Origin of the sequence: Sphingopyxis sp. YR583, from assembly GCF_900108295.1 — a bacterium.
Taxonomy (GTDB): domain Bacteria; phylum Pseudomonadota; class Alphaproteobacteria; order Sphingomonadales; family Sphingomonadaceae; genus Sphingopyxis.
Window position 1 is genome coordinate 2,105,001 of the sequence record NZ_FNWK01000001.1, and the last position, 21,274, is coordinate 2,126,274.

Genomic DNA, 21,274 nt, shown 5'->3' on the forward strand with positions numbered 1-21,274 from the left:
TAGGGGGACCACCCTCTAAGCCTAAGTACTCCTGTATGACCGATAGTGAACTAGTACCGTGAGGGAAAGGTGAAAAGCACCCCGATGAGGGGAGTGAAACAGTACCTGAAACCGAACGCCTACAAGCAGTAGGAGGGCCCTTGAGGCCTGACTGCGTACCTCTTGCATAATGGGTCAGTGACTTAGTGTAACAAGCAAGCTTAAGCCGTTAGGTGTAGGCGCAGCGAAAGCGAGTCTGAATAGGGCGACTGAGTTTGTTGCATTAGACCCGAAACCCGGTGATCTAGGCATGACCAGGTTGAAGGTGCGGTAACACGCACTGGAGGACCGAACCGTTCAATGTTGAAAAATTGTCGGATGAGTTGTGTTTAGGGGTGAAAGGCCAATCAAACCGGGAAATAGCTGGTTCTCCGCGAAATCTATTGAGGTAGAGCGTCAGACGAATACCATGGGGGGTAGAGCACTGGATGGATGCGGGGGTCGCGAGATCTACCAATTCTAACCAAACTCCGAATACCCATGAGTAATATCTGGCAGACAGACGGCGGGTGCTAAGGTCCGTCGTCAAAAGGGAAACAGCCCTGACCTACAGCTAAGGTCCCCAAGTCACGTCTAAGTGGGAAAGCATGTGGGAATCCCAAAACAACCAGGAGGTTGGCTTAGAAGCAGCCATCCTTTAAAGAAAGCGTAACAGCTCACTGGTCTAAATAAGGGTTCCTGCGGCGAAAATGTAACGGGGCTCAAGACGTGCACCGAAGCTTAGGGTGTGTAGCAATACACGCGGTAGCGGAGCGTTCCGTAGGCTGATGAAGCGATCTGGTAATGGGTCGTGGAGGTATCGGAAGTGCGAATGCTGACATGAGTAGCGATAAAGAGGGTGAGATGCCCTCTCGCCGAAATCCCAAGGGTTCCTGCTTAAAGCTAATCTGAGCAGGGTAAGCCGGCCCCTAAGACGAGCCCGAAGGGGGTAGTCGATGGGAACCACGTTAATATTCGTGGGCCTGGAGGTGTGTGACGGATCTCGTAAATTGTCTGACCTTATTGGATTGGTCAGGCTTTGAAGAGGTTCCAGGAAATAGCCCCTCCATTATAGACCGTACCCTAAACCGACACAGGTGGGATGGTAGAGTATACCAAGGCGCTTGAGAGAAGTCTCCTGAAGGAACTCGGCAAATTGCCTCCGTACCTTCGGAAGAAGGAGGCCCCACATCTGGGCAACCAGTTGTGGGGGGCACAGGCCAGGGGGTAGCGACTGTTTAGCAAAAACACAGGGCTCTGCTAAGTCGGCTTCAAGACGACGTATAGGGCCTGACGCCTGCCCGGTGCCTGAAGGTTAAGTGGAGTGGTGCAAGCTGCGAAATGAAGCCCAGGTAAACGGCGGCCGTAACTATAACGGTCCTAAGGTAGCGAAATTCCTTGTCGGGTAAGTTCCGACCTGCACGAATGGCGTAACGACTTCCCCACTGTCTCCAGGAGATGCTCAGCGAAATTGAATTCTCCGTGAAGATGCGGAGTACCCGCGGTTAGACGGAAAGACCCCGTGCACCTTTACTGCAGCTTCAGAGTGGCATTAGGAAAGAACTGTGTAGCATAGGTGGGAGGCTTTGAAGCACTGGCGCCAGCCGGTGTGGAGCCATAGGTGAAATACCACCCTGTTGTTTTCTGATGTCTAACCTCGATCCATGAAACTGGATCAGGGACCCTCTGTGGCGGGTAGTTTGACTGGGGCGGTCGCCTCCTAAAGAGTAACGGAGGCGCGCGATGGTAGGCTCAGGACGGTTGGAAACCGTCTGTTAGAGTGCAATGGCATAAGCCTGCCTGACTGCGAGACTGACGAGTCGAGCAGAGACGAAAGTCGGTCATAGTGATCCGGTGGTCCCGAGTGGAAGGGCCATCGCTCAACGGATAAAAGGTACGCCGGGGATAACAGGCTGATGATTCCCAAGAGCTCATATCGACGGAATCGTTTGGCACCTCGATGTCGGCTCATCACATCCTGGGGCTGGAGCAGGTCCCAAGGGTTTGGCTGTTCGCCAATTAAAGTGGTACGTGAGCTGGGTTCAGAACGTCGTGAGACAGTTTGGTCCCTATCTGCCGTGGGCGTCGAAATTTGAGAGGAGTTGACCCTAGTACGAGAGGACCGGGTTGAACATACCTCTGGTGTACCTGTCGTGGCGCCAGCCGCGCAGCAGGGTAGCTATGTATGGACGGGATAACCGCTGAAAGCATCTAAGCGGGAAGCCTCCCTCAAGATAAGATTTCATAGAGCCGTGGAAGACCACCACGTTGATAGATCGGATGTAGAAGCGCGGTAACGCGTGGAGCTAACCGATACTAATTGCTCTATTCGCACTTAAGAGTCCCGCCATCAACGACAAGCCTGACCGGTTTGTCCATGATAGTGGATGATTGATCAGACAATATTGCACGGACATCGATTGATACCCTTTTGACCTACGCCGGCTTCATTGCTTGGTGACCATGGCGTCAGTGACCCACCCGATCCCATCTCGAACTCGGACGTGAAACCTGACAGCGCCGATGGTACTATGGCTCAAGCCCTGGAAGAGTAGGACGTCGCCAGGCATTGTGGCCGGCGTATGGTCGAAACGGAAACCCATTCACAAAGTTAAAGGCCGGCAGCGATGCCGGCCTTTTGCTGTTTTAGCGGTCCCGAAACGGCGACTGCGATTGGTTGACGCGGGATGGAGCAGCCCGGTAGCTCGTCAGGCTCATAACCTGAAGGTCGTAGGTTCAAATCCTACTCCCGCAACCAACGAAAAAGCCCGCCTTCCTTCATGGACGGCGGGCTTTTTCGTGTCTGGAGCATGCGGGTTAACGCCATTGGACGCTGAAAATTGCTGTTCTGAGTGGCCGGATGGTCACGCCGCCCACTCGGCGGGATCGGATTCCTCGCCAATCAGCGCGAGGCCGTGCGCGATCGAGGTCAGTTCGCCGCCCGTCGCAATACGCGCTTCGCCGAAACGCCGGTTGAAGAGCGCACGGATTGCGGGGATCAGCGAGGATCCGCCGGTCAGGAAAACACGGTCGATCGCTTCGGGCACTGTGCCCGCACGGGCGAGCGCCTGATCCATCGCCGCCTCGATCCGGCGGAGGTCATCGGCAATCCATTGCTCGAAATCCTGCCGCTGCACGTCCGCGCCAATCTCGATCCCGCCCCCGGCGAAATGAAATTGCGCCCGATCGCTGCCCGACAGCGCGCGCTTGAGCCTGCCCACCGCGTCATAAAGCGGAAAACCCTGCTCATGTTCGATCAACGCGATCATGCGGCCGATCAGATCGGGGTGCTCGGCATCGCGTTGCAGGCGGCGGATTTCGTCGAGCGTCCGTCGGTTGCGCATCATCGCAAGCCGCGACCAGTCGCCAAAATCGGCGAAATAGCCGCCCGGGATCTCGAGCAATTTGTCGAACGATCTATAATTGCTGCCCTTGCCGAGCAAAGGCAGCACGAGCCGGTCGACGATGCGATAATCGAAGCGGTCGCCCGCTATGCCGATACCCGACGAGGCGAGCGGCACGCAGCGACGCGGACTCCCGGGCTCGGCGACGCGGACGATCGAAAAGTCGGTGGTGCCACCGCCGAAGTCGGCGACGAGGATCGTCGCGGGCTCGGTCAGGCACGAGGCATAGCTGTGTGCGGCGCCGAGCGGCTCGTGGACATAGTATATTTCGGTGCCGAACGCCGCGAGCATCGCGTCATAGCGCTGTCGCGCGAGGTCGGGATCGGGGCGTGCTCCCGCATATTCGACCGGGCGGCCAACGATGATGCGGCGTGGCCGCGCGTCGAGCGCGCCGCCGGCATGGGCGACGAGGCGCTGAAGGAACAGCCGTCCCATATCCTCGAAGCGGAAAGGTTTGTTGAAGATCATCGCGCGCTCGAACAAGGGGCTCGCGGCGACGCTCTTGAACGACTGGATGAAACGGCTGTCGAGCGGCGATTGCAGATATTCGTCGATCGCCCACGGTCCCGCCTCGTGCGCAATGCCGTTCCAGCCGCGCTCTTCTTCCCAGAAGCAGAGTGCCGAGCGGAACACCGCGTCACCGGCATCGCCAAACTCGACGAGTCTGGTGCCACCCTGGCCATCGGCAAGCGCGACGACGCTGTTCGTCGTGCCGAAATCGAGGCCGAGCGCGCTCGCGGCCGCCTTGTCCATGACATGCTCCTGTGACTGGGGATCCCCGGTGGGGGGCGGCGCCTATTGCACAGGACGGCGGGTGGAGCAAGTTCCGGACCGTGTTCTCAGGCTTCGGGCCCCCATGCACGATAGAAGGTGTCGACCGCGGCCTCGATTTCCTCTTGCAAGCGGCTGATGTCGCGGCTCTCGGGCAGATTCAGGAGCGCGAACTGATAGAGACCCGACTGGAGCAGGCCTGAAAACTGCTGCATGGCACGCATCGGATCGCCCATTCTTATCTCGCCGCGCACCATCTTTTCGCCCATCCATTCGGCCATGCGCGCTTTCCCGCGTCGCGGGCCGCGGTCGTAAAAGGTTTCTGCGAGATGCGGGAAGCGGTCGGCTTCACCGACGACGAGACGATAGAGCGACAGCAGGGGTTTTGCGGTCAGCTTGGTCATCAAGACATTGCCGAACCGGCGCAGCACGTCGGGCACCGGCTCGTCGAACGGGAGCTCGATCGTCAGCGCATCGCCATATTGCTCGACGATTCCGTCGACCACCGCGGCGAACAAATCCTCTTTCGACGGGAAATAAGTCCATAGCGTCGTTTTCGATCCGCCGACCTTGCTGGCGATCGACGACATTGTCGTCCCCGCATAACCATTTGCGAAAAACAGCTCGCGCGCGGCATCTACGAATGCCTTGCGGCGCATCGCCGCGGCATCGTCCAAGCCTGCCGTACCAGCTGGTATCATTTCGATTGACAACGCATCCTCCGAGGTCCAATGGCGCATGATACCAGCTAGTATCGTTGGAAGCCATGCCCCGATCAATTTTTCTCTCCTCCGCCATTATCGGCCTGTTAGCGGGCTGCGCGACCGTACCCGACCTTGGGCCGAAGCCCGCGCCGGTTGCCGCCGAGTCGCTCGAATCGCGTGCGTCCCTTGCCGGTGAAACCGGCGAATGGCCGGCCGAAGGCTGGTGGCAAACCCTGGGCGACGCGCAGCTTGACGCGCTGATCGCCGAGGGATTGAAAGGCTCGCCCGACGTAGCGATCGCCGCCGCGCGTGTCCGGGCCGCCGAGGCGATGGCGCAGCAGGCGGGTGCCGCGCTGCTGCCGCGCGTCGGCGCCGAAGCCAGCGCGGGCGGAGTCCAGCAGAGCAAAAATATGGGCATTCCGCCCGAGTTCGTGCCCGATGGCATCCAGGATACGGGGCATATCGCCGCAACTTTCAGCTTCGACCTCGACCTGTGGGGCCGCAATCGCGCGGCGCTCGCCGCGGCGACGTCCGAGGCCGAGGCCGCACGCGTCGACGAGGCGCAGGCACGGTTGATGCTGACGACCGGGATCGCGTCGGCTTACGCCGATCTCGCGGGCTATTATCGCGCACTCGACGTTGCCAATGATGCGGTGCGCGTTCGCGCTGCGAGCGCCGACCTGTCGGGCGAGCGTGCCCGCGCGGGTATCGAGAATCAGGCGAGCCAGCGGCAGGCCGAAAGCCGCGCGGCCTCGGCGCGCGCCGATGTCGTCGCGCTCGAAGAAGCGATTGCGACGACGCGCAACCGGATTGCCGCGCTGCTCGGCGCCGGGCCCGATCGCGGAATGTCGATCATGCGCCCGCAGATGACGCGGCCGTCGCTCGGCCTGCCGGGCAATGCCGGAATCGACCTGATCGGGCGGCGTCCCGATATCGTTGCGGCGCGGCTGCGCTCCGAAGCCGCCGCCAAGCGCATCGACGTCGCGCGCGCCGATTTCTACCCCAATATCAGCCTGTCGGCGCTCGTCGGACTCCAGTCACTCGGCCTCTCCAACCTGTTCAAATCGGGGTCCGAATATGGCAATGGCGGCGCCGCGATCAGCCTGCCGATCTTCGAAGGCGGGCGGCTGCAGGGACGCTATCGCGGATCGCGTGCCGACTATGATGTCGCGGTCGCCACCTATGACCGCACATTGATCGGCGCGCTGCGCGATGTCGCCGACATCGTCGCACAGCGCGCCGCGACCGAGCGTCAGCTCGTCGGACGGCGGGAGGCGCTGACCGCCGCCGCCGAAGCTTCAAAACTTGCAGACCTGCGCTACCGCGCCGGCCTCTCGAACCAGATCGTCCAACTCACCGCCGAGGACAGCATGGTGGCCTTGAGCCGCGACGTCGCTGACCTCGAAGCGCGGCAGCTTACCCTCGATATCGCCCTGATCCGTGCGCTCGGCGGCGGATATCGCGCGCAAAATCCAACAGGAGACGAATGATGGCCGACGAAACGGCTGCAGCCGCAACCCCCGCTCCCGAAGCAAGCTCCGAAGGCAATGGCGCCAAGCGCGCCAAACTGCTGCGCATCCTGGGCATCGTCGTCGTGACCGTCGCGATCCTGTGGGGCCTCTGGTATTTCCTCACGCAAGCGGGCCGTGTCCACACCGATAACGCCTATGTCGGCGCGGACTCGGCGCAGGTGACGGCGCTCGTGTCGGGCCCGGTCAAGGAGGTGCGCGTCAGCGGCACGCAGGCGGTGAAGAAGGGCGATATCCTCGTCATTCTCGACGACGCCGACCAGCAGATCGCGGTCGCCGACGCCGAAGCCGCGCTGCGTCTCGCGCGCCAGCGTTATGGACAGGCCGATGCCAATGCCGATGCGGCCCGCGCCCGCGTCGCGGCACGCGGCGCCGACATCGCGCAGGCCCGCGCGCGGCTCCGCGACGCCAACGCGACGGTCGAGCGCGCCCGCGCCGAACTGGCGCGGCGCGAAAGCATTGCCGGTACCGGCGCGGTCTCGGGTGAAGAGCTCACGGCCGCCCGTGCCGCACTGGCATCGGCGTCGGCCGCACGCGACCTAGCTTCCGCTGGAATCGCCTCGGCCGAAGCGACGCAGGGTTCGGCTAGCGGTGACCTCGGCGCTGCCGAAGCCGTGGTGCGCGGTACGACGATCAACACCGCCCCCGACGTCGCCGCCGCCGAAGCGCGGCTCGAAAAGGCGAAGCTCGACCTTGCGCGCACCGTGCTGCGCGCGCCGGTCGACGGCATCGTCACCAACCGGCAGGTGCAGGTCGGCCAGCGGATCGCTGCGGGCGCGCCGATCATGGTGCTCGTTCCGATTGCGACCGCCTATGTCGACGCCAATTTCAAGGAAAGCCAGTTCAAGGACATCCGTATCGGCCAGCCGGTCGAGCTGACCTCGGACTATTATGGCGGCGATGTCGTCTATCGCGGCAAGGTGATCGGCATTGCCGGCGGCACCGGCGCGGCCTTCTCGTTGATCCCGGCACAGAATGCGACGGGCAATTGGGTGAAGGTGGTGCAGCGCCTGCCGGTCCGCATTGCGCTCGATCCGAAAGAGCTCAAGGAACATCCGCTGCGCGTCGGGCTCTCGATGGAAGCCACGATCGACACGCGCGGGAACTGAGTCATGGCAAGCGCCGCCGCCCCCGCATCCGCGCTCTCCGCCGAACCGCAACCGCTCACCGGCGCGCGGCTGATCGTCGCGGCTTTCGCGCTCGCACTCGCCAATTTCGTTGTCGTGCTCGACACCACCATCGCCAATGTGTCGGTGCCGCATATCGCGGGCGGGCTCGCCGTCTCGCCGACGCAGGGAACATGGGTTATTACCAGCTATGCGGTCGCCGATGCGATCAGCGTGCCGCTCACCGGCTGGCTCGCGATGCGGTTTGGCACCGTGCGCTGGTTCATGATCTCGATCATCGGTTTCGGTATCTTCTCCTTCCTCTGCGGCATTTCGCGCACGCTCGACGCCCTCGTGCTCTTCCGCGTGCTCCAGGGTCTCGCCGGCGGCCCGCTGATGCCGCTGTCGCAAATCCTGCTGCTGCGCATCTTCCCCAAGGAAAAGGCCGGCATCGGCCTCGCGATCTGGGCGATGACCACCACGACCGCGCCGATTCTCGGCCCGATCCTCGGCGGGACGATCAGCGACAACTGGACCTGGCCGTGGATCTTCTTCATCAACCTGCCCGTCGTCGCGATTTGTGCGTTCGGCGTGTTCACGCTGCTGACGCCGTTCGAGACGAAGCGCGCCAAGGCCCGCATCGACGTCATCGGCCTGATCCTGCTCGTCGTGTCGGTCGGCGCGTTCCAGATCATGCTCGACACCGGGCGCGAGCATGACTGGTTCGGTTCGGTGTGGATCATCGGGCTCGCGGTGGTCGCCGCGATCAGCTTCGCGGCTTTCGTGATCTGGGAACTGACCGATGCCAATCCGGTCGTGAACCTGCGCATCTTCCGCTTCCGCGGCTTCAGCTTCGCGACGATGGCAATATCCTTGGGCTTCGGCGCCTTTTTTGCGCAGGTGGTGTTGACGCCGCTCTGGCTACAGCAGGTCGCGGGCTATACCGCGACCGAGACGGGCTTCATCGTCGCCTGGCTCGGCGTGTTCGCGGTGTTGCTGTCCCCCGTCGCGGCGGGGCTGATCACCAAGATCGACGTTCGGATTACCATCTGCGCCGGCATTCTCTGGATGGCGTTTATGTCGATCCTTCGTGCGAGCTGGAACGCCGATGTCGGCTATTGGACGCTCGCGCTGCCCCACATCCTGCAGGGGATCGGCATGCCCTTCTTCTTCGTCGGGTTGACCGCGCTCGCACTAAGCTCGGTGCCGGCACAGCATCAGACGTCGGCCGCCGGCTTGATGAGCTTCCTGCGCACATTATGCGGCGCGATCGGCACCGCGGTCGCGACGACCGCGTGGGACGATGCCAGCCGTACTTCGCGGTCCGAACTGGTGTCGGCGCTCAACAATCCCGAAGCGACGATGACCTCGCTGCAAAGCGCGGGGCTGACGCTCGAGCAGGCGCGTGCGGCGATCGAGCGACTGGTCGAGGTGCAGGCCTCGACGCTCGGGGTGCTTCACCTGTTCCTGGCGTCGGGCGTCGTGTTCGTGATCGCCGCGATCTCGGTCTGGTTTGCACCGCGCCCGAAACAGATTTCAATGGGCGGCGGGCATTAGCGCTATTTGGCGAACAGCTGCCCCAGGTCCGCGAACGCCTTGAACTCCAGCGCATTTCCTGCGGGATCGTGAAAGAACATCGTCGATTGTTCGCCCGGCTCGCCGGGGAAGCGCGTATGCGGCTCGATCACGAATGCGGTGCCCGCTGCCTTCAGCCGGTCGGCGAGCGCCTGCCATTCGGCGGGCGGCAGCACGACGCCGAAATGCGGCACCGGCACGTCGTGCCCGTCGACCGGATTGTGCGCGGCCTGGCTACGCGGCGTATCGACGCGATGCGCGACGATCTGATGCCCGTACAGGCTGAAGTCGATCCAGTCGGCCGAGCTGCGCCCCTCGGGGCAGCCGAGGACGGTGCCGTAAAAGTGGCGCGCGGCGTCCAGATCGTCGACGGGAAAGGCGATGTGAAAGGGTGCGAGGTCGGCCATGTTCCCCGTTTGCCGTACCCGCGCGCGGAATGCCAGTCCGCCCTTGGGCTGACGCGCCGAACATGCTAGGCGCGCGCCCATGCTGACAATCAACGCTATCACTGTACGCCTTGGTGGGCGCGCCATCCTCGAACGCGCCACCGCAAGCCTGCCGGCCAAAAGCCGGACCGGGCTGATCGGGCGCAACGGTGCGGGCAAATCGACGCTGATGAAGGTGATGATCGGCCAGCTCGAAGCCGACGAGGGCAGCATCGACATGCCGCGCAAGACGCGCGTCGGTTATATCGCGCAGGAAGCGCCGAGCGGGACGGCAACGCCGTTCGACACCGTGCTCGCCGCCGACACCGAACGCGCCGAATTGCTTACTGCGTCTGAGACCGAACAGGATCCCGACAAGCTCGGCGATATTCACGAACGGCTGATTGCGATCGACGCCTATACCGCGCCCGCACGCGCCGCGCGCATCCTGATCGGCCTCGGCTTCGACGAGGATATGCAGGCGCAGCCGCTCGACAGCTTCTCTGGCGGGTGGAAAATGCGCGTCGCGCTCGCGGCCTTGCTCTTCTCCGAACCCGACCTGCTGTTGCTCGACGAACCCTCGAACCACCTCGACCTCGAGGCGACTTTGTGGCTCGAAAATTTCCTCCGCGCCTATCCGGGGCAGCTTGTGGTGATCAGCCACGAGCGCGACCTGCTCAACAATGTCGTCGACAATATCCTGCATCTCGAAGGCGGCAAGGTGACGCTCTACACCGGCGGTTATGACGCGTTCGAGCGTCAGCGCGCCGAGCGTGCCGCACAACTCGCCGCGGCGAAGGCGTCGCAGGACGCGCAGCGCGCCAAGCTCCAGGATTATGTCGCGCGCAACAGCGCGCGCGCGTCGACCGCGAAGCAGGCGCAGTCGCGCGCGAAGCTGCTCGCCAAGATGCAGCCGATCGCGGCGCTCGCCGAGGATCAGACGCTCGCTTTCGATTTTCCGAGCCCCGACGAGCTGAAGCCGCCGCTGATCACGCTCGACCTCGCGAGCGTCGGCTATGCCGACCGGCCGGTGCTTCAGCGCCTGAACCTGCGCATCGATCCCGACGACCGGATCGCGCTGCTCGGTCGCAACGGCAACGGCAAGACGACGCTCGCGCGCCTGCTCGCGGCACAGCTGACGCCGATGGCCGGTGCGATGGCGGCATCGGGCAAGATGCGCGTCGGCTATTTCACCCAATATCAGGTCGAGGAACTCGACGGCAGCGACACGCCGCTCGCGCATATGACGCGCGTGATGGAGGGCAAGACACAGGCCGCGATCCGCGCGCAGCTCGGCCGCTTCGGTTTCTCGGGCAACAAGGCGACGACCGAGGTCAAGAAGCTGTCGGGCGGCGAACGCGCACGGCTGGCGCTTGCGCTGATCACGCGCGATGCACCGCATCTCCTGATCCTCGACGAACCGACCAACCACCTCGACGTCGATGCGCGCGAGGCGCTGGTGCAGGCGCTCAACGATTTTGACGGCGCTGTGGTGCTCGTCAGCCATGATCGCCACATGCTCGAACTCACCGCCGACCGGCTGGTGCTCGTCGACGACGGCACCGCGCGTGAATATTCGGGCAGCATGGACGATTATGTCGACCTGATCCTTGGCAAGGGCCCCTCGAAGGAAAAGGTGTCGAAGGCCGACAAGAAGGAAGATCGCAAGGCCGCTGCCGCGGCGCGCGAGGCAGCGGCGAAGATCAAGAAGGAGGTCTCGGACGCCGAGGCCGATCTCGCGAAATATGAGGTCATCCTTTCCGCCATTGACCGTGCAATGTTCGATCCGCAGGGCGCCGCGAACGAATATAAGGGCCTGACGATGAGCGAATTGTCGCAGCGTCGCGGCAAGATCGTCGCCGCACAGGAAGCCGCCGAAGCGCGCTGGGTTACGGCGAGCGAAGCGCTGGAAGCGTTCGAGAGCACGGCGGTTTAGCTAATCGTCACCCCGGACTTGATCCGGGGTCCAGCCACCGTGGCGGCGATGGATGCCGGATCAAGTCCGGCATGACGAAGCCGTCATGCGCTGGCCTCATTGACTCGCCCCCATCAATCCATCATAATAGTTTCAATTGAAACTAGATGGGAATGCGACATGGCCGACCTCTTCGAAAATCCGCTGGGCCTCGACGGCTTCGAATTCGTCGAATTTTCGGCGCCGGAAAAGGGCATTCTCGAGCCCGTTTTCGAAGCGATGGGTTTCACCCTGATCGCACGCCATCGCTCGAAGGACGTCCAGCTGTGGCGCCAGGGCGGTATCAACCTGATCGCCAATTACGAGCCCAGGTCGCCCGCCGCCTATTTCGCCGCCGAACATGGTCCGTCGGCATGCGGCATGGGGTGGCGCGTCCGCGACGCTGCAAAGGCTTATGAAGAGGCCGTCGCGCGCGGCGCCGAGCCGGTCGAGGTCAATCCCGGCCCGATGGAACTGCGCTTGCCCGCAATTCGCGGCATCGGCGGTTCGATCATCTATCTGATCGACCGCTATGGCGACGACCTCAGCATCTACGACATCGATTTCGTCTATGAGGAAGGCGTCGATCGCCACCCCGTCGGCGCGGGCATGCAGCTGATCGATCACCTGACCCACAATGTCTATGGCGGCCGTATGGCGCATTGGGCGGCGTTCTACGAGCGCATCGCGGGCTTCCGCGAGATCCGCTATTTCGACATCAAGGGCGAATATACCGGCCTGACGTCGAAGGCGATGACCGCCCCCGACGGCAAGATCCGCATCCCGCTCAACGAGGAAGGCGCGGGCGGCAAGGGACAGATCGAGGAATATCTGCGCGCCTATAATGGCGAAGGCATCCAGCATATCGCGTTCAGCTGCGACGATCTCTACGCCGCGTGGGACAAGCTCAAGGCACTCGGCAATCCCTTCGCGCCGTCGCCCCCGGCAACCTATTATGAGATGCTCGAAGAGCGCCTGCCCGGCCATGGCGAGTCGGTCGAAGGCCTCCAGTCGCGTGGCATCCTGCTCGACGGCTCGACCACCGAGGGCGACCCGCGCCTGCTGCTCCAGATTTTCGGCCAGACCGTCATCGGCCCGGTCTTCTTCGAATTCATCCAGCGCAAGAAGGATGAAGGCTTCGGCGAGGGCAATTTTACCGCTCTGTTCAAATCGATGGAAATGGACCAGATTCGCCGCGGAGCCCTGAACGTCGAGGAACCCGCCGAATGACGAGCCCGATCAAATTGGGCGGCGTCCACCACGCCGCCTATCGCTGCAAGGATGCGAAGGAAACGGTCGAATGGTACGAGCGTATGCTCGGCATGACCTACACGACCGCCTTTGCCGAGGATCATGTCCCGTCGACCGGCGAATATGATCCCTATATGCACGTCTTTCTCGAGGCGGGAAACGGCAACATCCTCGCTTTCTTTGAGCTGCCCAATCAGCCCGTCATGGGGCGTGACGAGAATACGCCGGCGTGGGTGCAGCATCTCGCGTTCAAGGTCGGCAGCTTCGACGAACTGGTCGCGGCGAAGGCGCATCTGGAAAGCGAAGGCGTCGATGTGCTCGGCCCGACGCACCACGGCATTTTCAAGTCGATCTATTTCTTCGACCCCAACGGCCACCGCGTCGAGCTGGCCTGCGACATTGGCACAGCCGAGCAATATGCCGAACTGAAACGCGTCGCGCCGCTGATGCTCGAGGAATGGAGCCAGACCAAGAAGGCCCCGCGCCACGCCGACTGGCTGCACACCGCGGCGAACGAATAGCCCTCGCAGAGAAACGAAGTCTTCTTCTTTCGTCATCCCGGACTTGATCCGGGATCCATGGGTCCGACGATGGCGTAAATGGACCCCGGATCAAGTCCGGGGCGACGAGAAAGAGGGCGGCCTTGCCGCTCCCAGCCTATTCCTACTTCCGGTCCAGCCCGATGCTCTCGAGCGTCGCGCCGCTGCACTTGTCGGCTTCCTTGGTCTTGCCGTCGCCCGACAGCGCGCCGATCGCGAGGAAACCCGCGACCACGGCGACGAGGAACGCGCCGGTGACCCAGATCAGATATTTGTCGATGAACGCCTTGATCGGCGCCCCGAACAGCCGGAACAATATGCCGACGAGCATGAAGGAAAAGGCCCGACTGGCGAGGCTCGCCCACAGGAAAGTCCAGAAATTCATGTGGATGAAGCCAGCGGTGATCGTCAGCAGCTTGAACGGGATCGGCGTCGCGCCCTTGATCAGGATGATCTCCGCGCCGAATTCGCGGAGGTAACAGGCGGCCGGCGGAAAGGCGTCGGTCAGCCCGAGCACGCCGAGCAGCCACAGCCCGACGCTTTCATAGAGGAAGAAGCCGATCCCATAACCCAGCATGCCGCCCGCGACCGAGGCGAGCGTGCAGATGATCGCGTAGCGTACCGCCTTTTTGGGGTTCGCGAGGCACATAAGGCCGAGCAGCGGGTGCGGCGGGATCGGGAAAAAACTCGCTTCGACGAAAGACACCAGCGCCAGCCAGAATTCGGCGTGCGGATGCGCCGATTTCTCCATCGTCCAGTTGTAGAGCCGCTGGATCAAGCCGGGGCGATGGGCAGTGGCGGTCATGCTGGTCCTTCGGCGCCGGAATGCGCTGCGACGTCTATGCCGCCGGGTTCGGGCGAAGTCGAGCCGATCAGTGGCGGAAGTGGCGCATGCCCGTGAAGACCATCGCAAGCCCGGCATCGTTCGCCGCAGCGATCACCTCATCGTCGCGGATCGAGCCGCCCGGCTGGATCACGCAGGTCGCGCCCGCCTCGACCGCCGCCAGCAAGCCGTCGGCGAAGGGGAAAAAGGCGTCGCTCGCCACCGCGCTGCCGACGGTGCGGGCTTCGGCCCAGCCGTGGCTCTCGGCGGCTTCGCGCGCCTTGACCGCGGCGATGCGCGCGCTGTCGCGGCGGTTCATCTGGCCGGCACCGATGCCCGCGGTCGAGCCGCCCTTGGCATAAACGATCGCGTTCGACTTCACATGCTTCGCGATCGTCCACGCGAACAGCGCGTCGGCCAGTTCTTCCTCTGTCGGCGCGCGGTCGGTGACGACCTTCAGGTCGGCGCGGGTGATGCGGCCATTGTCGCGGCTCTGCGCAAGCCAGCCGCCGGCGATCGTCTTCATCATCAGCCCCCCGCGCGCCGGGTCGGGCAGTTCGCCGGTGAGCAGCAGGCGCAAATTTTTCTTCTTCGCGAACACCGCGCGCGCATCACCGTCGGCGTCGGGTGCGCAAACGACCTCGGTAAAGATGCCGCTGATCAGCTCGGCGGTCGCGCCGTCGAGCGGCCGGTTGACCGCGATGATCCCGCCGAACGCCGAGACATCGTCGCACTTCAGCGCCGCGTCATAGGCTTCGGCGATCGTCGCAGCACTCGCGACGCCGCACGGATTGGCGTGCTTGACGATGACGCAGGTCGGGTCGGCCTCGCGGAATTCGGCGACCAGTTCGAGCGCCGCGTCCGCGTCGTTGATGTTGTTGTATGAAAGCTCCTTGCCCTGCACCTGTTCGGCCTGCGCGATGCCACGCGCCGCGGGCCCGGCGGGCAGGTAAAGTGCAGCTTGCTGATGCGGGTTCTCGCCATAACGCAGCTCGTTCGCGAGCTTGGCGGTCAGCGGCAGCGTATCGGGGAAGATCTTGCCCTGATCAGCAAAGGCGAACCAGCTCGCGATCATCCCGTCATAGGTCGCGGTGTGCGCGAAAGCCGTCGCGGCGAGGCGCTTGCGGAGTGTCAACGTGGTCGCGCCATTGTTGGCGTCCATTTCCTCGATCACCGCGGCATAATCTTCGGGCTCGGTGACGATGCCGACGAACGCGTGATTCTTCGCCGAGGAGCGCACCATCGCGGGGCCGCCGATGTCGATATTCTCGATGATGTCCTCGCGCGGTGCGCCCTTGGCGACGGTCGCCGCGAACGGGTAGAGGTTGACGACGACGAGGTCTATCGCGCCGATGCCATGCTCTTCCATCGATGCGACATGCGCCGCATCGTCGCGCACCGCGAGTATGCCGCCATGCACGGTCGGGTGCAGCGTCTTGACGCGGCCATCCATCATCTCGGGAAAGCCGGTGAGGTCGGACACGTCGAGGACGGTGTGACCCGCTTCGCGTAGCGCTTTCGCGGTGCCGCCGGTCGACACTAGTTCGACCCCGTGGCGGACGAGCGCGGCGGCAAGCTCGGCGAGCCCCGCCTTGTCGCTGACGGACAGGAGGGCGCGGCGGACGGGAATCAGGTCGGTCATGGAAAGGGCGGCCTTTGCAGGATGGGAAAGACGCGGCCCCCCTAGGCGGATGAGGCCGCTATCGCAACCCTTGGCCCCCTTTTTACAGCCCCAATGCCGCTGCGATCTGGTCCCAGCGCACCAGTTTGAAATTCTGCGCCTTGGGCGCGTTGTCGCCATCCTGCGCGAGGAAGATGCCGTCGGGATAAGCGGCGCCGAAATTGCCTGCGACCGCTTCGATCCCGTCGGTCTCGCTCGTCGCGCCGAACGCGCCCGCGGCGACGGCAAAGCGGCCGACATATTCGACCGAAGGCAGGCGGAAGACCGCATAGGCATTGTCGCCCTGAGATGAGGCGAGCAGATAACGCTGACCCTTGTGATCGATCGTCGCGAGTCCCTCGACATCGGCGACAAGGCGCTGATTGTCGACCGGCGCGACGATGCGTGCGGTCGCGGTCTTGCCGTTCGGCTTCAGTTCCCAGATGCCCGCGTCTTCCTCGCCGACAAAAAGCGTATCGCCGTCGAAAACGCAGCCCTCGGACTGGGTCGGGATCTTGTACTCCCACTGCACGGCGAAGCTCGGTGCGGCGCCATCGACGGTCAACGTGCCGACGCGAACGGTGCCGTCCTTGACGATCAGCGCTGCGGTGATCGGCGCGCCCGGCGCGGTTTTCTTGAGGCAGAGGCCATAGGCCTCGCCCGTGCCCGCCGCGGCGCGGCCGAGCGAGACGATCGCGGGCTTGTCGGCGTCGAGGCGGAAGACCGCGAGATGCGCGTTCACCCCGTCGTTGCGGTCGCTCGCGACGATGATGTTGCCCGCGACGTCGACATTGTTGACGAGGCCGGCCTGCGTGAAGGCGATGTCCTTGCCGGTCAGGTCATAGACATGCAGCCCCGCCTTCTTGTCGGTCGCGACGATCAGCGCGCGGTTCGGGTTGGCGGGGTCGATCCAGATCGCCGGATCGTCGGCGGCGTCGGCGCGGCCGGTGCCGACGGGCGCGGTTTCGCCGCTCGCGGTCACCTGCACGGGCGGCAGGCCGGAAATCACCGGTTCACTTGCAGCGCAGGCAGCGAGGGTGGCGGTCAACGCCGCGGCGGTCAGCAATCTCGACAAGCGGATCATGGTCTGCCCCTTATTATATTCTATTTGCCCCGGGCGACGCAGCGCCCGCCGTCGGGACCGATTTCGCCAGAACAGCGCCTTGCGGCAAGCGTCGGCTCGCTGATCTCGCTGAGCCTGTTGCCCTGTGCCGTCCGTTCGAGATCGAAGCCATCATAAAGCTTGCCGGACGCCGTAAAGGTCCGGAACTTGATACGCTTCGGTTCGACGTCGACCACTTGATAGAGTTCGGTTGCCTCGGCAATCTTGTCGGGCTGCGTACCCGCGCGGTCGTTGAGCGCGTACATTTTCGATCCCGTCACCGAGACGAGATAGACCGGCCCCTGTACCTTGCCGTCGGCGCGCGCCTTTGCGTTCGCGTCGCGGCCGGCCTCGCCGGTCAGCCGGCTGTAGCAATGGTCGTGGCCCTGCAGCACCAGGTCGACCTTGCGCTTTTCGAACACCGGCTTCCATGCCGCCTTGATTTCTTTCGTGTCGTTCGGCCGCGCGCAGGTAAACACCGGCTGGTGGAACAATACGACGTTCCAGTTCGCTTTCGACGAGGCGAGCGTGGCGTCGAGCCAGTCGGTCTGCGCTTTCATCGTGCCGAGGTCGATCGCGGCGGTGCCGTCGAGGACGATGAAACGCACGCCCTGAAAATCGGTGTAGTAGGTCGTCGCCTTGACCGGATCGGCGCCGTTCGACGGCAGCGCGAACTGCGCGGGCCAATAGGGGCCGAGCTTGCGGCTTTCGCTGCCGTCCGGCTTCAGCACATCGACATATTCATGGTTGCCCGTCGCGGGCACCTGCGGGACGATCGCATAATTATAGCCGCCCGCCTGGTTCCACTCGCCCCATTCGTCGTCATGGTCGAGATCGTCGCGTTGCGCGACGAGGTCGCCGGCATGCACAACAAGGCGGATGTCGCCATTGGCATGGAACGCCTGCCGTATCACGCGGCTGGCATAGGTCAGGATGCCGTTCTGGATGTCGCCGAGATAGAGGAAACGGAAGGGCTTCGCCTCGGCGGCAGCTGTGCGAAACTGCAGCCATTCGCTCCAGCCGGCGGCGCCCTTGACGCGATAGGTGTAGACGGTGTCGGGCGCGAGGCCGGTGAAACGGACCTGATGATAGAGCGCGGGACCATAGCTGCTGTCGACCCGCGTCGCCGTGCCGGTGATCAGCTCGGCCTTTTCCTCGAGCGTGGGGCCATCGACCGATACCGCAAGCTGCGCCTGCGAGGCGGCCTGTGCGGTATCGGTGCGATAGGCGACCGCCATCTCGCGCGACGGGTCCGCCCCGGGCGTGAGCACGATACGGTCGGGCAGATTTTTGGGTGCGTAGGGAAGGCCCGCAGAGCGGGGGATGGGTTGGCCATCCTCCGTCTGCGTCACGATGGTAAAGCCCGTCGGGGCGGACTGCGCTGCAGCCGCCGCCGAAAACATCGTCGCTGCGAGCAGCGACAGACCGAACATCCGCTTGATCATCATATCTTCCCTGAACGCTGTCGTCAGAAGCTGGCCGAGACGCCGAACTTGGCGGTCCAGCTATATTTTTCATATTGCAGGATACGCTTGGCACCTTCGAAATTCTGATAGGCGAAATAGGGGGCGTCGGTGACGTTCACCCATTCTGCGAACAGGCGGATATCCTTGGTGACGCGGAACTTCGCCGACAGGTCGAGCTGGAAATGCTGGTCGACATAGCGGTCTTCGTCTGCCCCACCGCCCAACTCATCGAGATATTTGTCGCGATAAGTGCCCGCGGCGCGCAGCGAGATCGGACCCTTTTCATAACCGAGCGCGACGTTGAACGTGTGCTTGGACGAGGCAGGCAGCGGGATGCCGCGCGGATCGGTCAGATCGTCACCGGCGTACACGGTGCCCTTCGCGTCGGTGTAGGTGTAGTTCGCGTTGATCAGCAAGCCGTCGAGCGGCGAGGGCAGGAAAGTGAAGCGCTGTGCAAACGACAGTTCGACACCTTTTACCTTTGCGGTCTCGCCGTTGGTGAAGGTCGTCGCCTTGCGATACGGGACGCCCAATATCTCGCCCGGGGTATTGTCGGTGATCTCGACGACGAAATCGTCGATCGACTTCCAGAAGACGCCGGCGGTCAGCGCCGAGTTGTTGCCGAAATACCATTCGGCCGATGCGTCGATGTTCCAGGCGCGATACGGTTTGAGGTTCGGGTTGCCGAACTCGGCTTCGTCGGCCTGATTGACCAGGATGCGCGGCGCGAGGTTCGACAGCTTCGGACGGACCAGATTCTTGTAGCCCGCCAGACGCAGGACCAGATCCTGGGTCGGCTCAAAACGCACGGTCAGGCTGGGAAGCCAGTCGGTATAGCTGCGCGTCGAGCGGTTCGGCGTGACGGCCAGCGTGTCTTCGTTGGTCGTGAAGGCACGTATGTCGTTATAGGTGCGCTCGAAACGGATGCCGCCGACGACGCGCACGGTGCTGCTATCGTACCGGCCGAGCATATAGCCGGCGAGCACATCTTCATCGATGGCATAGTCCGACGCCGCCGAATTGATGGTTGTGTCGTCCGGGTTAAGCTCGAACTTGCCGGTGTTACTGAAATAGAAATCGCTCGGCGCCGTCTTGCCGGGCAGCGGGCCAAGGTCCTGAATGCGATAGGTCTGGCCGCCGCCCAGCACATCGGCGAGCGTGTAGCTTCCATCGAACCCGTCATAGACCAGCGCATCGAAATCATATGATTTGGCGCGCCAGCGCGACTTGATGCCGCCTTGCAGTGTGAAGCTGCCGTCGGCCAGCGCAAATTCGCGCGCAAGGTCGGCGCGCGCCGTCCATTCGCGATCCTGCGAGTCCGAGAGATCGGTCAATTCGAGTTCGTTGAAGGCATAGCTCGCGGGATTGTTGAACAGCGTGGTGTTCCCCGTCACATCGAACAACGGACGGCGAATGTCCGAATAGTCGAAATTCAGTCCGACTGCGTTGGCGCCGGTGCCGCTGAACCGCGCGCGGAAACGCGTGGGATCGACAGAGCCGTCTTCCTTCTCGGTCGATTTCGAGTAGGCGCCCGAATAGGTCAGTTTCCACGGACCTGTTTCGGTTTCGCCGCCGACGGTCAGCGACATGATCTTCTGCTTTTCGAAGCGATCCTTCATACGGCGGCGCACTTCGATGCGACCGTCGGCGCTCGAGAAGTCCGCGCTGGTTTCGGTTGTTGCGCGCGGATCGCCGCTCATGATGAAGGTGACGTCGCCGCGATATTCCTGATCGGAAAACTGGCTGTAGATGCCGCGGGCGTAGAGCTTGGTCGAATCGCTGGCGCGCCAATCGAGATTGAGCGAGCCGCCGAGGCGCTTACGTTCGACGTCATAGTCGCGATACTGGATTTCGCGTGCGAAAGCGTTGCCGTCCTGCTCGTCCCAGTCGGTCGCTTCGATATTGTCGGTTTCGAACTTGCGCTGATAATAGCTGATCCCGCCCGCGATGCCGAAATTGTCGGTGACGCGGGTCGAGAAATCGAGGCTGCCCTTTGGCGTCAGGGCGTCGGCATAATTATTATAGCTGCCTTCGAGCTTGACCGAGAGCAGATCCTTCTTGCGGTCGAACGCGCTCGTCGTGTTGATCTCGATCGACGCGCCGATCGTGTCGGCGTCCATGTCGGGGGTCAGCGATTTTTTGACCTCGATCGATTCGATCAGTTCCGCGGCAACGACGTCGAGCGCGACCGAGCGAACATCGCTTTCGGGTGCGGGGATACGTGCGCCGTTGATCGAGGCTGCGTTGAGTTCGGGATCAAGGCCGCGGACCGAGATGAAACGGCCTTCGCCCTGGTCGTTGAGAATGTTGACCCCGGGCAGGCGACGGAGCGATTCGGCGACATTCTGGTCGGGGAACTGGCCGATTCCGTCACGGGTCAGCACGCTTTCAACGCCGTCGGCAGCGCGCTGGCGCGACAGGCTGCTCGCCAGATTGGCGACCTGGCCGACGACGAGTATGCTACCGTCGGTGCCCAGCACGACATTGGCGGTGACGCTGCCGGTTTCAGGAACGACGACTTCCTGCGTGCGCGGTTCGGCGCCGACATAACGGGCCTCGAGCGTGTAGGTGCCGGCGGGCACGTCGACAAAGCGGAAGCTGCCGTCGCGGCCGGCTTCGACCACGCGGCCGATTTCGACGAGGCGCAATTCGGTGCTCTGCAGGGCACGGGTATCGGTCGCGTCGGTCACGGTTCCGATGATGTCGGAGGCGAAGGCGCTGGTCGGCAGCGCCGCAGCGAGTGAAAGACAGGTGCCGAGCAGGATGCGCGAACGGACGGTACGAAGCTGGTACATGAAGTCCCCCGAGGAGTGCGAGAAGGTCGCCGGGTCCTTTTGGCTCCCGGCGAGTCGAGGGGGCCACTGACAGCGCTCTGTGACCGCTGTGTTACGGAGATGTCACAGTAATGAAACAGAAGGAAAGCGGTGTCGGGCAAGCGCAAGGGATT

14 protein-coding genes, 1 tRNA gene and 2 rRNA genes (1 of these 17 running past the window's edge) are annotated in these 21,274 nt (G+C 63.1%); 9 read left to right on the top strand and 8 right to left on the bottom strand.

Annotation, left to right across the window (positions count from 1 at the left end; translation table 11 throughout):
• The 3 genes from BLW56_RS09725 to BLW56_RS09735 form a co-directional block, all read left to right on the top strand.
• Window positions 1-2,357: ribosomal RNA gene (locus BLW56_RS09725) — 23S ribosomal RNA — on the top strand (it extends 434 nt beyond the left edge of the window).
• A gap of 114 nt (window positions 2,358-2,471) precedes the next feature.
• Window positions 2,472-2,586 (top strand): 5S ribosomal RNA (gene rrf, locus BLW56_RS09730).
• A gap of 113 nt (window positions 2,587-2,699) precedes the next feature.
• Window positions 2,700-2,776 (top strand) — tRNA-Met (locus BLW56_RS09735).
• Between the two features lie 106 nt (window positions 2,777-2,882).
• Here BLW56_RS09735 and BLW56_RS09740 read toward each other — a convergent pair.
• Window positions 2,883-4,175: an Hsp70 family protein gene (locus tag BLW56_RS09740; RefSeq protein WP_093510306.1), complete on the bottom strand. Its 1,293-nt coding sequence runs from the start codon at window positions 4,173-4,175 to the stop codon at window positions 2,883-2,885.
• Window positions 4,176-4,261: 86 nt separating this feature from the next.
• On the bottom strand, window positions 4,262-4,870 hold the full coding sequence (locus BLW56_RS09745; protein ID WP_256203370.1) for a TetR/AcrR family transcriptional regulator: 609 nt from the start codon (window positions 4,868-4,870) through the stop codon (window positions 4,262-4,264).
• 89 nt (window positions 4,871-4,959) lie between these two features.
• On the opposite strand from BLW56_RS09745, the gene BLW56_RS09750 reads away from it, so the two are divergent.
• From BLW56_RS09750 to BLW56_RS09760, 3 genes are read left to right on the top strand one after another with little or no spacing between them, the layout of a single operon-like run.
• Window positions 4,960-6,387, top strand: a complete 1,428-nt coding sequence (locus tag BLW56_RS09750; RefSeq protein WP_093510307.1) for an efflux transporter outer membrane subunit — start codon at window positions 4,960-4,962, stop codon at window positions 6,385-6,387.
• A complete protein-coding gene (locus BLW56_RS09755) occupies window positions 6,387-7,535 on the top strand; it encodes an HlyD family secretion protein (protein WP_093510308.1) in 1,149 nt (382 codons plus the stop codon). Before BLW56_RS09750 ends, BLW56_RS09755 begins: the two co-directional genes overlap by 1 nt.
• Window positions 7,536-7,538: 3 nt before the next feature.
• Window positions 7,539-9,089, top strand: coding sequence for a DHA2 family efflux MFS transporter permease subunit (locus BLW56_RS09760; protein ID WP_093510309.1), 1,551 nt, complete (start codon window positions 7,539-7,541; stop codon window positions 9,087-9,089).
• A 2-nt stretch (window positions 9,090-9,091) separates the two neighbouring features.
• Here the strand turns inward: BLW56_RS09760 and BLW56_RS09765 are convergent, their stop codons facing one another.
• Window positions 9,092-9,514: a VOC family protein gene (locus BLW56_RS09765; RefSeq protein ID WP_093510310.1), complete on the bottom strand. Its 423-nt coding sequence runs from the start codon at window positions 9,512-9,514 to the stop codon at window positions 9,092-9,094.
• A 79-nt stretch (window positions 9,515-9,593) separates the two neighbouring features.
• Between BLW56_RS09765 and BLW56_RS09770 the strand changes: the two genes are divergently transcribed.
• The 3 genes from BLW56_RS09770 (at window position 9,594) to BLW56_RS09780 (ending at window position 13,258) form a co-directional block, all read left to right on the top strand.
• Window positions 9,594-11,468: an ABC-F family ATP-binding cassette domain-containing protein gene (locus BLW56_RS09770; RefSeq protein WP_093510311.1), complete on the top strand. Its 1,875-nt coding sequence runs from the start codon at window positions 9,594-9,596 to the stop codon at window positions 11,466-11,468.
• Window positions 11,469-11,627: 159 nt separating this feature from the next.
• On the top strand, window positions 11,628-12,716 hold the full coding sequence (gene hppD, locus BLW56_RS09775) for a 4-hydroxyphenylpyruvate dioxygenase (RefSeq protein WP_093510312.1): 1,089 nt from the start codon (window positions 11,628-11,630) through the stop codon (window positions 12,714-12,716).
• Window positions 12,713-13,258, top strand: a complete 546-nt coding sequence (locus tag BLW56_RS09780) for a VOC family protein (RefSeq protein ID WP_093510313.1) — start codon at window positions 12,713-12,715, stop codon at window positions 13,256-13,258. Before hppD ends, BLW56_RS09780 begins: the two co-directional genes overlap by 4 nt.
• A gap of 142 nt (window positions 13,259-13,400) precedes the next feature.
• On the opposite strand, the gene BLW56_RS09785 is transcribed toward BLW56_RS09780, so the two are convergent.
• From BLW56_RS09785 to BLW56_RS09805, 5 genes are all read right to left on the bottom strand, one after another.
• A complete protein-coding gene (locus tag BLW56_RS09785; RefSeq protein ID WP_093510899.1) occupies window positions 13,401-14,054 on the bottom strand; it encodes a YqaA family protein in 654 nt (217 codons plus the stop codon).
• 94 nt (window positions 14,055-14,148) lie between these two features.
• Entirely contained in the window at window positions 14,149-15,741 is a 1,593-nt protein-coding gene (gene purH / locus BLW56_RS09790) for a bifunctional phosphoribosylaminoimidazolecarboxamide formyltransferase/IMP cyclohydrolase (protein WP_093510314.1), read from the bottom strand.
• 82 nt (window positions 15,742-15,823) lie between these two features.
• A complete protein-coding gene (locus BLW56_RS09795) occupies window positions 15,824-16,843 on the bottom strand; it encodes a phytase (RefSeq protein WP_093510315.1) in 1,020 nt (339 codons plus the stop codon).
• A gap of 20 nt (window positions 16,844-16,863) precedes the next feature.
• Window positions 16,864-18,306: a purple acid phosphatase family protein gene (locus BLW56_RS09800; RefSeq protein WP_256203371.1), complete on the bottom strand. Its 1,443-nt coding sequence runs from the start codon at window positions 18,304-18,306 to the stop codon at window positions 16,864-16,866.
• Between the two features lie 23 nt (window positions 18,307-18,329).
• Entirely contained in the window at window positions 18,330-21,122 is a 2,793-nt protein-coding gene (locus tag BLW56_RS09805; RefSeq protein WP_093510316.1) for a TonB-dependent receptor, read from the bottom strand.
• Window positions 21,123-21,274 lie beyond the last annotated feature (152 nt).